Raw genomic sequence first — 16,072 nt, 5'->3', positions numbered from 1 at the left:
TTAATATGTTTCATATTGCAATACAACCATACTCTTTTATAATGACTAACAACAGACAGAGGTCACAATTCACTTTTAATTTATTTCAACTTCAGAAATTCATCGTCAAGGCCATAACGGGCAACATTGATACGTTGAGAATTTTGTGCTATAAATGCTCCGGTTACCGTTGACATGGCAAACGGAAAAAAGCCTGGAAATGCCAAAAGCACATTGAGAGGACTTTTTCCTTCTTCGTTAGCAAGTAGTCCGCTTTCTAATAGTATCATTATCTCTTTAGAATCAGATACCAATAATTTGTTTCCTTTTACGTAGCATCCCTTAACGTCAGAATCTTTCAGTACTCCCCATGCTACAAATGAGCGAACGGTATAACGAGCATTTCTTGCTATCGTTTCTCTATCACCGTATTGCTCTTTTAATCTGTTGAATATCTGTTTTTGTGTGATCTTATCCTGGAGGTTCAGAAGCCGACCAACCTGTTTTGCCACATTAAACCAGAATGGATATGCGGCTGATATGACCGCCCAATGAAGCGGAAGCCATTTATCTTTTGGAAGCTCACGAGCCAGCTTTAATGCATCATTCCTGAAATGAATAAGATCTTTGTCTGGTGAAAACCAGGAGGAAAGAGCACCTATGGCCATACCGTAGGTCTTTTTACCACGTTCTCCCTGACCGCCGCTCTGTTTCTGAGTTGAAAGGTATTCGTCAAGTTCCTGCCGAATTAATGCTTCAGACATGCCAGCTAGCAACATTGATAGCACTTTATCCATCCACTCCAAACGAATAACCTGTTTTATTCCGATTTTTTCATGTCGGCTACCCATCATCGTGTCCTCCGCTCAATTTTAACCAACGGCACGATGATCTCTTCAATCGATATACCTCCATGCCCTACTATACTATCACCTTCTTTTATAAATGCATCTCTCCCTTCAGCTACCAAAGGATAGTAATCTGCAGGTAATCCGGGAGCTCTCCACTCTTTGGCAGATATATGATCACTCAAAACCTTCGATCGCAACTCAGGCGTTGGGTATACTCTCGCACGTTCACCGCATGTCTCTGCGATGGACCCTTCCGAAGGTCGTCCTTTACCATTGCATTCAATATTTCCGTGATCTGATGTGAGCCAAATATGATAGTCCATCTCCAGTAAATACTTTATCAATGCCGACAGATAGCCTTGTTTAGACCATTGCCTAATCTGATTATGCATTCCTGCTGCGCCAAGCTGCATTCCATGCATAATCTTATCAACTTTATCTACGACCAGACCAATGGCCTTCGTCCTGCCTGGATTGAATACAGGTTCAAGATCTACGATTGGATCGCCATCACCCAGTCCACGTTTATAGGAAATATCTAACCGTGATAAACCATGGTTTTCCCAAAATTGTCGCCATAGCACCTGTTCATTGTTTGTTGTATTGATTGAGTTTGGAAAATAGAGAGGTTCTTTACCTGCAAAGATGGTTTGTCTTGATACCGATGTTAATGTCGGAACCCACGCAAAAACAGCAGTTTCTCGAAACGTAATATCAGGCGCCTGCTCCTGGATGACATGTTTTAAAGGAATCCATTGATCGAGCGCCAGACCATCCAATACTACCAATGCCACACCCGCACATTGTGAGTCTTCCAGTTCCCTCGCCATTTTTCTTGAAACATGGTGGAGCATTACCGGATTAGTTGGTGGCAGGTTTATAAGTCCGGCATAATGATTATTCAGCCAGTCAGTAAAGGTTTTGTTAAGGCTATCTCCTAGCTTAAGAAAGCAGTCCCGGTGTTCTTTTGTAGAATCATTATGAATAAGAGTTGCTAATTCTGCCCATTTAAATGCCAAAGAAGTCCAATCGGAGTATCGGGAATCTTCTGTAGGTCCTTCCCCTACAATCAAATCAAGCAATCTGGTGATTCTAACCCCTTCATTTTTTCCCGTATCCGCAATACCGCTTTTTATCCATGTATCACCTTGTAATGTATTTATGTCGAATCCTATAGTATCAGCAGCAACTGGTGTAAGCTTGCCCTCTACAAACAGATTGTCGATGTAGACTCGAATATCCTGATGATCAAAAGGGAGAGAATCTGGCCCGTGATGCTTAAGCCCGTATCCTTCTGATACTTCTCCTACTTGATCAGTTGCATGTAGACCAGAAAGGAAGATTGGCCATCTCTCCTGCAAAAATGCAAAAAAAGCATTTTCATCCGGAATGACATCGGCAAGAGGCCAACCGGCAAATGCCTTGTGCCCACTCAATACCTGTACGAGTCGATCAATAAGCTCTCCTGGTATGCTGAGAGAATTGTAGTGAATACGTAAAAGAATTCGCAGCAGGTCAGCATCACTCTTTATCAGTTCTGCTGCAATACCAAATACATGACTGAGTATAAAGTCTTTTGTTGCGTTATCTCCAATACGTCCTGGAGAATAGTTTTGTTGAGCATCAAATAATGTGTCCAACAGACTACGATCAAGTTTTTCTATAACCGGATAGCTCAAATTAGGGAAAATCGACCCTAAATCAAAAGATAATCTTCGTCCTGCTTTTAACAAATCAAATGGCAGGTTATCTACCTCAGTGTCCTGTAACCTTAGAACGACGACAAGATCAGTGTGTTTTTCCTGATCCCAGAAGATTCTGTAATTCGATTCATATGCATAACGGAATTCAATAGCATCATTGAACTCTATCAAATCAAATCCTCGTTCTCTTAATGTGACTGCCAGTTTTTCTTCTGTTAATAGAGCATCAGGATCAGAAACGATCGTCAATCGGCTGATCTTTGGCACAAATTCATTTAATATGGTGTCTCTCCAGCTATTCATCCTTCGCCCCTTTTCCTACTTTCATAATAAGGAGTGGCCTGAGATCTGGAATCACATTCCGTGCTAACTTTATATCCCTTTGACATGTAGATATCTCTTCGTCCAGCTTCTTGTTTCTATAATTCTTAACTTCAGCAAGACCAAGCTTTTCAATGGATTTACGACGGTACTCAAACGCATATTCCGCTCTCTCAGACTCTTTATCCAGAGCAGTTGAATGTTCCTGCATTAGCTCGCTGAAAATATCCTTCCCCGTCTCTTCAGCAACCTCCCTCAGCCTTTCAAAGGCATGCTTTGAGTCATCCATCGATAGCGTTCCCGTCACGGACAGTTCTGAATCATTAATTCCATTCCAGATGTGGCGTGCTGTAGGCAGAAAGACTTTGCCTTCTTCATTGGTGAAAACAGTAAGAAACCTTCGCCTGGCATGTGGTGTTCTTAATGATGAAGGTATTTGAAGGTTACTCAAAGTAATGCGAATTTCATAGAGTCCCCAATAACCGGCAATGTTTTCCGGGAGATCTTTAACCTGTACATTCGGGATTGGTTGTCCCGCAGCAATCGGAGGTATATTTAAGGCCAGACCTCTGATTCGGGGATTTTCTAGATTTAAAAGCTTAGCATTAAAGATGTCCGCATCACGGGAGTTGAAAACCGCTTTTGTATGTTTTGCTCCGTCAGGCCAGAGTAAATTCCACCACGATTTCTTCCGGGAAGCTTTTCCTCCATGTGACTCCAGGTAGGAAATTGTCATTTGTTCCAGCCAATGAGGTAGAGGATGTGAGCGAAGGCGTTCTGCTGCATGCAAATCCGGTTCATCTGAAATGCCATATATTGCCGAACGTTCTCTAACATCACGGATCTCCTGTTTTATCTGGTCAACAGTTTTCTGGGTGACGTCATCGATGTTATCAGGATTCAAGATAGCCGCTGTAAACATTTCCTCAAAAATCCCTCCAGCTTGAGCTGAATCGAGAACATCTCCGGTTTTGTCGATTCCATACTCGTGAAAAATAACAGAGAGCTTCTGTTCCAACACTTCACGGACCCTTAACTCAACTGAATTTTCAAAAACAAAGTTGATGGCACGCACTGTTTTTCGCTGACCGATACGGTCTACACGTCCTATCCGCTGCTCTAGCCGCATTGGATTCCAGGGGATATCATAATTAATAACAATATGACAAAATTGAAGGTTTAATCCCTCTCCACCGGCATCCGTAGAAATTAAAACCCGTGTTTTAGTCCGGAAGGATTCCTGGACCTGTATACGTTCTTCCATACTTAATGAACCGTTAAGACAAACAACAGAAATTCCTCTGGCCTCCAGAAATTCCTTAAGCATTGCCTGTGTCGAAACAAACTCAGTAAAGATTAGAGTCTTGAGGTCAGATTCATTTTCCTCAGACTGAAGGCGATAAATCCAGTCGATAAGATATTCAGCTTTTGCATCAGGTCCTGCCTGCTCACACTGAACAGCACTATTAAGAATAGATTCCACAAGGTTTACTTCGTTTTCCAAGGCTGCAACATGAAACTCCAAAAGCTCATCAAGCAGTTCTTGTCCGTCCATGTCGTATATGGATTCTAATTCAGAGTCCAGACTCTCATAATTATCAAGTTTCTCGATTATTAACTGCGTTTGATTCTTAAGAGCCTCAAGCCTTCGTTCCAGTGTAGTTCGAATTGCTCTTGTACTTGACACAACCAGTCGCTGCATGAGAATCATCAGAAAACCGATATGATAATTTTTGTCCTTAATCGCCTGATTATATCCTTCCCTCACATAATCAGTAACTGACTTATAGAGAAGTTCCTGCAGGTGGTGATGTTGCTGCCAGGAAACAGGAGACATTTCTGTCCGTCTCGGCTTGAATAACGGTTGCCCCTCAGCATCAACAGCTTTACGCTTTTCTGTACGGATAACATAAGGAGCGACACGGTCTCTTGAAACGCTTTCAATATCAGGAAAGGTTTCGGTATCAAGGAGTTTCATCAATCTATGAAAAGCATCTGTTTTCCCCTGGTGAGGTGTTGCTGTCAGCAAAAGAAGATAGGGTGCCGATTCTGCAAGACCTTGTCCCAATTTATATCGAGCAATCTGGTCAGTGCTGCCTCCAAGGCGGTGTGACTCATCCACAATGACTAAGTCCCAACCGGCTGTTATCAGATCCTCAAATCGAATCTTATTGTATTCCGCAATACGCTCTTTTGGCCACCCACGGCGCTTCTCCATTGGTTTAACCGAATCAATGGATACCACAATCTGATCAAATATTGTCCACGGTGTTGATGATTCACCTGAAGACACCTTACCTAATGTTTTCAGGTCTTCACCAAGGATCAACTGGAATTTTTCGTTAAAGTGTGTCTGCATTTCAGAAACCCACTGGGTAACAATGCCTTTGGGTGCAACAATAAGTATACGACGAGCAAGTCCACGTAATTTGAGTTCGCGCAAAACGAGTCCCGCTTCAATGGTCTTTCCCAGACCAACTTCATCAGCAAGAAGATAACGAACCCTGTCTCCCGACATTGTCCGTGACAATGCCGTAATCTGATGGGGAAGAGGAATAACATTTGATTCCATCGGGGCAAGGAGTAAATGTTCGTTACGGACATTAATGCTGCCTTCCAGTAAATCCGCTACCTTAGCAGCTGTAGCTATGTATGATATTCGATGGCGTTCATTTTCCGGATTAATTTCCTCTCTTATAGGGTTAAGCGCAGAACCTGGAATCTTAACAATGGCATCGCTTGCAGGAAGCCAGATACGAAAAACTGTCTGTCCCCACAAGGTTTGCTTTTCAATCACCTTGCATATGCAGTTGTGGATTGTGCTGTATTGCCATTCCGAGTTCATAGGAGCCCTTTATTAAACAAAGGATGAAAGCGCATAAAAACAGATACTTAATGTGCATAAGCCATGAAAGGCGAGAAATACTTGAAAATGAAGTATTTGAGTGCACAAGTTGCAAGCACAACTGACCAAGCTTATAAACTCGTGTCTTAGTCGTTGTGTACAAGTCGTTTGCCTTCCATTGTTGATTTATATTTTTGATTCTTACTTCTTGGACTGCCTGGAATAGTCATTTCCAGATAACCACTTGAAAGCAGGTTAGATAGAGCAGATTTATAATTACCCGTTCTTGAACGGTATCCGAGTAATTTGAGTAATTCAGGAGTACTTTTGGGTTCGACACAGTAATTGAGAATTTGCCGTTCTGTTTCAGTCATGTCACCTAGAAGTTTCTCATGGGCCTCATCATGGGCCTCATCATGGGCCTCAGCTTCAATATGTTTGAACCGTTCCTGCATGACGGGTGAAAGTTCGTATAAATCATTGTCAATCTTAACAAAAAGAGCCTGAATGACTAAATGATCAGCAATGTCTCGACAGCTTTGAAGTGGATTACCTGAAACATCCCGGATATCATAAATGGAGAGTTTTTTGTGCTTGTATGCATATGCAAAAATAGACGCCTCATCTTCTGAGAGGTGAACACCGATTGTCTTCTGAAATTCTACCTGTTCTTTTGATAACAGGACTTCCTTATGTAAAACAAGTTCGAATGATTTCTTTGATTTATCGTTGTTTATTACAGGCGGGACCTTACCCAATCCTCGCCAGTTCTTAAATACATCCCGTAATCCCCAGCCTGCGTTTTCACTGAATCCGATACGTCTAAATGCCGTCACCAGAATTGGGTTTCTTGTTTCCTTCTCTCCTGGCTCAAGCAGATCCCTTACATTGGCAAATGCATCACCTGGATTCCAAAATCGGGTTAAATCGGTAAAATGAGCAATAACCGGTTTGCGGCAATGGTCGGCATAATCCTGATGAATCAGCATGTTGATGATTGCTTCTCGAAAAGCAATATAATCCGGTGGAGTATCACTGCGTTGAAGAGTTTTTGGATTTACTTCATACGGAATCTCAGCGAAACGATAGTACCATTCAAGAACAGCAAGCCAGCTCTGGACTAAATTGTAATCGCAAACCGTGCGATCATGCCAACGTTCACCTCTTGAATAATCGTCATGTTTAAATAAGTACCGCTGACAATCAATAACCGGCCGGGGAAGTAGACCGCGTAAGTAACCATCCTGACCAAATAAAAGAATTGAGGCAATAGTCGGTTTTTGGCCTCTGTCCGTATTTTTTATCAGACCAAGCTGAAATAGAAACTCCAAATCCTCTAAATCGCCATAACTGCGATTACCTGTCTTTCCTTCGTACTGCCTACGATACCAGCCAATATCTTTGGAACTGAAGCAGGTGTTTAAATCATGATCAACTGTTTGCCCATCATACCGTTCCAGTGAAGCGTCACTGATTAACCGCTGAACTTCTTCATTGGAGCATTTTACGTCGCAGGCTCCTTTGCGAAGAAAACTTCTTCTAATATCTCCATTCAAGAACACCGGCTTATCAGTACGTGGCGCTTCCGGCACATAAAACACGAGTAGATTTTTTTCGTTAACCAAATGGAGCTGTTCCTTTACATCAATAATCAAGCTGATCTTATCTTTTTGGCGTAATGAAGTCAGGAAGTCGCTCTGTACTTTATCCACGTTTAAGACGCCTACTACTTCAAAATCTGATCCGTCTTTTCTTACACCAAATACAAGATGACCGCCTTCCGTATTGGCAAAGGCGGAAACAGATTCATAAGCATTTTTAGGGACAGCTCTCTGGGCTTCTTTAAACTCAATATCTTTCCACTCATGGGCGCTGAGCAATTTTAAGAGTTCTTGTTCATTCATCCTCACGAAACAACTCCATTTGTAACCACAGATGAACACAGATTCACACAGATAATATTTTTAATAATTTTGTTTTTCGATAATACAAAATCCGTGTCCATCTGTGGCATTTTCTTCATAAGATAATTCTCTCCCATTCAAGTTTGGCATGTTTAAAGTTTAATACCAGCCCTACTCTCAACCCGGTAATCTTTAGATAATTGATGATTTGCGCTATTTCATTATTGCCAATTTTCTCAATGACCTTGGTGTCAACAATAATTTTATCAAAAACAATCAGATCGGGGATATATTCACCAACTTGTACCGATTTATAAATCACCGGAAACCGCGTCTGCTGCTGAAACGGTATTTGTTTTAAACCAAATTCAACAACAAGTGCATTTTCATATGGTTTTTCAAGAAGACCATGGCCAAGCGTATTCAAAACTTCAAATGCACATCCAATAATCTGATGTGTCTCTTCCTTATACAAAAATCTGTGTTTATCTGTGTCCATCTGTGGTTCCTATCCCTGACTTCTCGTCACTGCCTGGTCATACCACATGAGCAGCTTCGGATCTTCTTCAAGGACATTGTTCGGAATCTTTTCTGCAACACTGATGATAGTGGCATAGTCTCGTTCCTGCCAGCATTTCTTGAATCCTGTACGAACGGCCTCCAGGCGGAAGAGTTTGAGCTTTTTCTTTGACGCCTTGTATTCTTCAAACTCCTTGAGAAGGGATTTTTCACGCAGTTTTTCAAGATCGCCAGCTTTGCTTGGATCAGGGACATACCATCGATCTTTTGCCTTGGCAACTAATGACGGATCTTCTTTTCGCAGATTACGCAGTTCCTTCCAATTAGTAGAGAGGTAGGCATGGATCTGTTCAGGAACCCTGCCCTTACCGTCATAACATAGGAAGTTCTGTTCAAGCAGAATTGAAAGTTCCAGTATTTTTTCATTTTTGCTCCAACCACTGATCTCTTTCATAAATTGAGGATGTATATCACTAAACGTTTGTGGCTTATCTTTTAATTTGTGGTATAGCCATTGAATTGCCGACGCCTCATTTGTAACAAATAATGAAAGCTGCCTAATTCCTTTTGATTGTAAACGTTTTTTGTCATATTCAGTAACCTGTTCCGACAAGAAATACATTCCATCACGCTCTGAAAATCTAGTCTTCAAACCTAAGTTAAATTCTGCTGCTGAACAAGGAACTGTCATGTTATTTTGAACATGAATAGCGACCATCCTGTCATAAAGTAGAAAGCCTTGTCTTTCAATAACAACCTCAGCTATACCTAAATTACTAACAAAAACAGGTAACATTTTTAAGTGCTCTCTCACGAAATCCCATGCACTTTGTTCACTACTAGTGTAGAGATTTATTTTTTCGTTAAGAGCTTCAACAGGCTTGTAAGCAGATATTATTAAATCTTGTTTTATCGCAGAACTTTCAATGACCTGCTTTATTGAGCCTTGCTTTTTATCCAGAATTCTTACGTCTGCAATAACAAAACCGTTTTCTATTAAAGCATTCTGAATACATGTCCATATTGCATTCTGAGAGTTGTGGAACTCAACAGTAATCCATCTTCCCTTTTTTAAAATTCTGAAGGCTTCTTTGAAAGACATACTTATTAAATATTTGTATTCCACATTACCTTTCTTCTTTGCTTTATCAACAATTGCTTCAGAATCACTATTAGTTATTACCCCAAGCCAGCTTTCCCATATATAGTTCAAATCTGAGTAATATATGTTCTCACCAAATGGAGGATCTGTAAATATATAGTCTATTGAATTTGAAGGTATATTTGATAAGTCAATATGGCTTTGTGTAGTTGATATAGTATGTGGCTTACTTTTCTCTGAAGATAAAAGTATTTTAGACAAAACTTTGTATTTGCTTTCAAAAGCACCAATAACATTATAGTCTGACGTTAACGATGGAATATAAAGCGTTCCAGTTCTTAAATTACTTTTTCCTTTACCTACTCTATATGCAGACATTTGGGTAATAAGCCTTGGATTTATTGCTGTAAAAATATTAATAAGTAAAGTATATTTATTGATTATCCTTTGCCACATTTCTGCTGCAATAAATAGATTTCTCGCACTATAAAAATGATGAATATAAGTTATACCCTGACTTGCCAAATTATTTCTTTCATGTGTCATATGCATATACGGGATCTTATTCACTGGTAAGTATTGAAGGACTCTTTTTAAATCAATATTTTCTGATTTCTCTATGTCTTTTGAGTCTGGTATTTTTTCGTATTTTTTCTTTCCTATGTAATAATTTATCAGGACAGGCTTTCTTTTTACACATTTAACAACTTCACCGGCAATATTATCATAGTATGAAGTGTAGGCTCTATCCAAATCAGATCTTTTCAATGATGATTTACAGCTTGTACATTCAAATATTTCTTTATGTTCATTCTTTTCTTTATCAACTGCAATATCCCAATAACATAATTCTGCACCACAAGATTGGCATATAAATATGTCAGAAAGAACAGTATAATTTATAATTCCAGTACTTTGATTATCTGAATGTAAAGTTTCATAAAAATGACCAAATTCATTTCTTAGTTCTTTAATCAGTGATTTTGCTTGTTTATTATATTCAATAGAATTAACCTTCCGGTTATACGAATATCCTATTGAAACTGCAGCTGGCCCTAAATCACCAATAATAGAGTGCCTTGGACCAAAACTAGGTTCATTATATGAAGCACCATGAAAAATATTTCTTATCTGCTCTTTATCTTGACTATTTAAATTTTCACATAAATATGCAGCTAAACCACTCATGCCAGAACCACTAAAACCATCAAAGACAATGTCTCCAACATCCGTATAATGAAGTAGATAGGTTACAATCGCTTTAGGCGGTACTTTAGTATGGTAAGAGTGTGCTCTATAAAATGGATCGTTTTTACCTTCGCTCACATCTACTGCAAACGGCTCTCTGTGGTATTGATAATTTTTCGGCTTTTCAGGCTTCTGACTTTCCCACTCTTTAATAAAATCACCAATCCAGGGATTCGGACAGGCAGTGTAATATGGTGGATCGGAAAGAGCGAGGATGTCCTCATCCTCACCAATAGGGAAACCTTCTATTTTACGGAATTCAGGATCATTTAATTTTTCCCGAAGCAACGCTGCAAAATATTCACGACGTGCTACATCACTTTCAAATTCTTGACCAAGGCACACAACTGGACCATCATTAACCACAATTTCTTCTTCAAATAACTTACCGGAACCGGGCTTGGCTGGAACCAGTTTCTTCTTAAACAATTCCCCTTGTTTCATATTTTTACCACTCATCCCTCATACTATAAATTTGTGCCCATCTGCATAATCTGTGGACTAATCTTCTATGGTTCTACTCCATGACAATACGTACCTTTGCCGGATCCTTTCCTCTGGTCAGTCCATCGATATATTCATCAAACCGTTTCTTCATCTCTGTTGGGGTTGCCGGACCACTACTGACTCTCAGGGCTCTTTGAAGATCACCTGTCTTTACAGCCACCTTTATCAGACCGGACAAGACCTCACGTAATGCGTTTACAAATTCGCCATCAAGCGATTCAGGTAGCTCTCTGGTCTTGATAAATGTATCAACAGCATCTCTAGCATCGGTTTTCAGCAGTTCCAGATTTGATTGCGTGATTGGATCTTCAAGGTTGTCCAGTATGGTTTCGGTCCAGCCTTCCAGCATAGTATCCAGCTCTTCATCGAGCTGGCCCAGCATAGCCGAGCCCTGCAGATGAGATTCCCGGTTCTCAACTGATGGCCTGTATCCGCAATGTGGGCATACCGGTGTTTGTGAAAGTTCCTGCTCTGTCATCGAAAAACAGCTTCTCTGAGAGCTGAGTCTGGTCTGGAAATCTGTTAACTGTTGCCTTGGCATCAAATCAATTCCGGCCAGTTTCTGGAGTATCTTAAGTCGGGAATCGTTCAGCAATCTGGCCTTTCGTTTGTCATCATTTACTCCCAGTCTGGCCTTTGTATGTAACGTGGTGTAAATTGTTATATACTCTCCTTTGAGTTCGTTCAGTTTCTTAGAAACAGATACTCCCAGACTTTTTATATTGGACTTTGAACTGGTAACATCACTCATAATATCCTGTCTGATGGCTTTCATCCGGTCTGACCAATCATGATCGGATGGTAAAACAGCTTCAGCCGTAGAGAGCCAGGATGCTGCCGTTCCATGGTCTGAAATGAATTCTCGTAGAATAGCAATAGTATCCAGCAACTTAACAGCTTTACCATACCCTTTTATATCTTCTACACTGTATTTGAAGTTCTTCAATTTCCCTGGTGTGTTGTATGCTTGTAGCGATTCGAAAAATTCCTTCGCCTGACTCAACACCTCTTTTTGCTCGGCAAGGTGTTCTTCAGACAACAAATTAATCCCCCAGAAGGCCAAGCCGTCACGGATTGATTGCTGTGTCATCACTACTTTTTTCACAATTCCGGTTACGGACTGTTGCATTTGTTGTACCGGCTCATCTTTCCCCTGAGAAACCAACTGTGCCATTCCGGGAGCCAGACCCAGCAACTCAAAAAGGGCCTTCAAGGCTGGAAGATTCCACTCTTTCGGTTGCTCCAGATGCTTGAAACGAACCAGCTCATCCATGGGAGTACCAGCCATCATTTGAAGTGCGGTGGCATCAAACTTTTTTCCGGGAATAGCCATGACGATTTCACCCGCGTAAACCAGTGCTGCAATAATCACTATACTCCATTCCGGTTCAAGTCTTGTTTTCTCGGGGTTCATATATTCGATACCATTGTAGTCTTGGATGATTTCATTTCGGTTGACAACCTGGCCGTGACCTTTCTTTCTGGTAATATCAAGAATGAAAGATGCGTATTTTGATTTAGTCGTATCAATCTTATCTCCATCAAACAGCTCAAGGGCATCCAGAACAGCAGTTGCCTGTTTTGTTTTACTCTGACCGGCAATAGCACGCAAGGCATCCATAGCAGCCTGTTGCCGGTTACTACCCGTTATCATTACAGAGAAAAAAGGGTAGTCAGGGGCCTGATCCTCGAAACAAGTTGAGAGGCAGATTCCACTGACAGCATTGACTAAATCCCGGAAGTTTATGGTCTCATGAGCAGAAATGCCTGCAAGATCCCTCAAGGATTTTCCTTTGGCCCAGTCTGTAATGGACTTGGTTTTTCCCTGGTGGGTAACTTCAAAAGCATCCATCATGTGTTTCTGCAACCACTGAACCAGATTCCGCAAGAACAGATTTGCCTTTGTTTCGTAGGTTGCCTTTGCATGTCCAGATGATGTTGATGCCAAATCAAGAGCCGCTGCATAGTTTTTGAGTGATATCTGAAACTCTTCGTCAGTACCGTTCAGTCTGAAGAATACCTCGTCACTGTTTTTCTCTTTTAAATATCGGTTAATCTTGGGGCTTTGATCGTAGACCTGAATAAAGTAGAGGTAGAAATCTCTCTGAGGAACCGCTGTCGACCGCTCATCTGGCGAACCGAAAAAAAGATAACCGGTTCTGGCAGCTTTACGTTCCAGCCATTCCAGCTCATGTTGCCAGATTTTATAGCCTGTAACATAAGTGGTATCCTGGCATTCCATTACTCTTCGGAGGGCTTCATAGTAGAAACGGTCCAATGCTGGGTCATCAAGGCTTTCGGCACGTTTGTCAATGAGGGCGTCAAAATCATCAGTCTTTTTCAGATCTATATAAAATTGACCATTATCCGGATTAGAAGATATGAATTGTCCACTGACCGTTTTATGTATTTCACGCAGAACGGTCTCAACATGCGTTTGCAGATCCAGTTCCGGCTCATTACTACCCATTTCTGCATTCGTGGAATCATAAAGGCATAAACTATCTCGCAGTTCTGCTGCTGTGGCACCCAACGCTGCATGGATATCACCGGTTGTAAGCCGGTGTACAGATAGTGCACGAATCAACCGCAATGCCATGGGTTTATAAATTGAACGGGTAATTGCCTGTTCAATTCTAGACTCTAGTACCTGACTGCAATCTATAACCGCTTTTATCTCAGGGACAGCTCTGAACGAAGCATTTTGTTTTAATATGCCCCAATAGGAGTCATAGGCTATTATACCGGGCAGATCATCTGGAACATCCTTCTCAAGAACTTCCTTCATCCCCATAGACAGGGTTTTAAGCACTTCACGCTTTTCAGCGACCGTCACCCTCTCAAAGGTATCAATGTAGTCAGGGTGTACAGGAAAGAGTCGAACGAACTCTTCCATACGTTCATTCATATTACCGTAATATTTTGCAAATGGAGTAAGATATTCCCGAATCTTAACTTGTTGTTCCACCGTCTTTTTCAACAATCTCTCTGAGACGACAAACTTAATATCGTTACGTGCAATCAGTATTTGCTCGAAGCGATCTTTAACCCTTCTTATACTATCAGCAACAAAGGAAAAACGTGGACTGTCAAAAATAGCCTCCTGGACACCAGCCACAAAGCGAAAACGTGAACTCTTCGTATACTCTCCAATTTCACGAAGGAAATTTAGATCTAATATTAATTCCTGGTCTTTTCGGGTTCTCAGATAATCAAGAAGCTCATCGACTACCAGTAACAGGCCATGGTCAGGATATTTCTCAAGAAATTTGGATTCCATTTCCTCAAAAGCCCTTTTATGGCCGGAAATTGATCCGGCATCCGGAAACAGATAAGCAACGCCCAGCTTATCCAGATGCTCTTCCAGTTCACCAACAAGAAGGTCTCTGAGTGACATGGTTGTGGCGCCAATTTCAGTTCTAATTACCTTAAAGTGTCCGGCAATCTGTTTGGCTGATTCGGCAACATCTTGATGATTAAGGGCGGAAAGGAGTGATTCGTCTTCAGCAATACTGGATATGACAGACATCAGATGTGATTTACCGGTACCATAATTACCAACTACTAAAAGTCCCTTGTTGTCAACTGGCGATTTAAACTGGAGTTGAGGAAATACAAGATTTGTCAGGCGATCTGCCATCTCTTCTGAAATCACATACGTATTTACCAGTTGGTGCGCTGCTGGCGACCGGTCTGCGTCACGTAACTGAACAACTGTTTCAATAGGGTCAAATTGAATTAAATCTTTATATTTCATGCTCTGCCTACCTCTCCTGGTTTAGTTGCAGGTTCAAATTGCTGTTACCGTCCATGTTGATGATTAAAAAATCTGTGACATCATAAGTTCTATATTCCGGGTGACCAGCCTCAGCATACAGAAGCTTTGATCGATCTTGTTTTCCACTCCATGATGAAATTATTGTTTTGCTACGTGAAAGCATTTGCAGAAGCCTCAATGGATCTTGTTTGAGGCTGATATCAAACAGTAATTCGATATTGTCGAGGATAATAGTATCACCTTCTCCTCTGATTGTATCCTCTATTATCTTCGCCAGTTGCAGAGACCTTTGTTTTGGAGTCATCTCTAGAAGCTGCTTGGATAGCAAAAGATTGAGATTTATTACCTCAACTCCAATTTCTATGCTCAAATCATTAAGTGCTTTTGTCTTGCCACTGCCTGACTCTCCAACAAGCAGTATAAGTCGGTAGTAAGTCCCTTCAGACATATCTATCGCGCGTTTAAGTATATTAAGAATAGGTTCAGGCATTTTCTTTCATATATTTAAATCTAAATTGAGTGATTTGTGTAGCCGCATCCTTAAGGTTGTGTAACTTACGAGAATCCACAGATACCCATCGGATGATGATAAACGCGGGCTAAAGCCTGCGGCTATTATTTAGAAAATAAATCGCTCAATTTAGATTTAAATGTGGTAAAAGCATTTTGTAACTACTGTTTTTTCAAGATATTATAAAAGGACTGGTTTGTTTTGCAATATAAAAGACCACCCACTATAAACCTTTCCGGACTCGGTCAGGTGTGGGCAGTATATCATGTATTGACAGGTTCTCCGGGAATGCAAAATCAGAAAGCATTATTATGTGAGCTATGGTACACTTTTCTCAGGAAAATGTACCGTTATTCCGTCCTTCAATTTCATCATTATAACACCAAAACAGTCTTTATTGTTGCTGTTTCGGCAATTATCTGTATAATACCTTATTATTGTTTTAGTTATGTAGATTTACCATTACGAAAGAGAGAATAACTTATGGTGAGACTGACCAGTAAAGAGAGGCTTCAGCAGATGGCAGATGAGGCTGCTGCCGGTGAAGAGCAGAAAGAGGAAAAGAAGAAGAAAAAAGCAGCAACGACAACCAAAAAAGCTGCTAAATCTATTGTAAAACGGGAAAAAGTAGTCTGGAAGATTTTCGATGCGAACTATAAGGAAGTCGCCTGCTTCCCTTACTCTGAAAAGGACGAGGCATTTGCAAAGCTTGAGGAAAGAAGACAGAAAAAAAGTAATACCACTTATTTCATAAATGAAGTAAAAGTTCCCATGGAAGACGAGTAGATATGGGCAGAATCTCAA

General features: G+C 40.8%; 9 protein-coding genes. 1 reads left to right on the top strand and 8 read right to left on the bottom strand.

What is annotated here, in order from left to right:
* Positions 1–80: 80 nt before the first annotated feature.
* The 8 genes from SCALIN_RS14005 to brxF all read right to left on the bottom strand — a co-directional run bounded on the left by SCALIN_RS14005 (position 81) and on the right by brxF (position 15,247).
* On the bottom strand, positions 81–833 hold the full coding sequence (locus SCALIN_RS14005) for a hypothetical protein (protein ID WP_203415504.1): 753 nt from the start codon (positions 831–833) through the stop codon (positions 81–83).
* Positions 830–2,836: a BREX-3 system phosphatase PglZ gene (gene pglZ, locus SCALIN_RS14000; RefSeq protein WP_096895085.1), complete on the bottom strand. Its 2,007-nt coding sequence runs from the start codon at positions 2,834–2,836 to the stop codon at positions 830–832. The genes SCALIN_RS14005 and pglZ overlap by 4 nt, the downstream gene beginning before the upstream one ends.
* Positions 2,829–5,699 carry a DEAD/DEAH box helicase gene (locus tag SCALIN_RS13995; RefSeq protein WP_096895084.1) on the bottom strand — a complete coding sequence of 957 codons (2,871 nt, stop codon included), beginning with the start codon at positions 5,697–5,699 and terminating at the stop codon, positions 2,829–2,831. The genes pglZ and SCALIN_RS13995 overlap by 8 nt, the downstream gene beginning before the upstream one ends.
* 146 nt (positions 5,700–5,845) lie before the next feature.
* A complete protein-coding gene (locus SCALIN_RS13990) occupies positions 5,846–7,603 on the bottom strand; it encodes an RNA-binding domain-containing protein (RefSeq protein WP_096895083.1) in 1,758 nt (585 codons plus the stop codon).
* A 115-nt stretch (positions 7,604–7,718) separates the two neighbouring features.
* The gene (locus SCALIN_RS13985; protein WP_096895082.1) at positions 7,719–8,102 is read right to left on the bottom strand and encodes a GxxExxY protein; all 384 of its coding nucleotides are present in this window, start codon (positions 8,100–8,102) and stop codon (positions 7,719–7,721) included.
* Between the two features lie 9 nt (positions 8,103–8,111).
* The gene (locus tag SCALIN_RS13980; RefSeq protein ID WP_096895167.1) at positions 8,112–10,916 is read right to left on the bottom strand and encodes a DNA methylase; all 2,805 of its coding nucleotides are present in this window, start codon (positions 10,914–10,916) and stop codon (positions 8,112–8,114) included.
* A gap of 73 nt (positions 10,917–10,989) precedes the next feature.
* On the bottom strand, positions 10,990–14,736 hold the full coding sequence (locus tag SCALIN_RS13975) for a DUF6079 family protein (RefSeq protein ID WP_096895081.1): 3,747 nt from the start codon (positions 14,734–14,736) through the stop codon (positions 10,990–10,992).
* A gap of 7 nt (positions 14,737–14,743) precedes the next feature.
* On the bottom strand, positions 14,744–15,247 hold the full coding sequence (brxF, locus tag SCALIN_RS13970) for a BREX-3 system P-loop-containing protein BrxF (protein WP_096895080.1): 504 nt from the start codon (positions 15,245–15,247) through the stop codon (positions 14,744–14,746).
* A 504-nt stretch (positions 15,248–15,751) separates the two neighbouring features.
* Between brxF and SCALIN_RS13965 the strand changes: the two genes are divergently transcribed.
* Positions 15,752–16,054, top strand: a complete 303-nt coding sequence (locus tag SCALIN_RS13965) for a hypothetical protein (protein ID WP_096895079.1) — start codon at positions 15,752–15,754, stop codon at positions 16,052–16,054.
* The last annotated feature ends 18 nt before the right edge of the window (positions 16,055–16,072 follow it).

The sequence above is a fragment of the Candidatus Scalindua japonica genome, assembly GCF_002443295.1.
GTDB lineage: Bacteria > Planctomycetota > Brocadiia > Brocadiales > Scalinduaceae > Scalindua > Scalindua japonica.
Note: the sequence above shows the minus strand (reverse complement) of the source record. Positions and strands in the feature narration are given on the sequence as shown.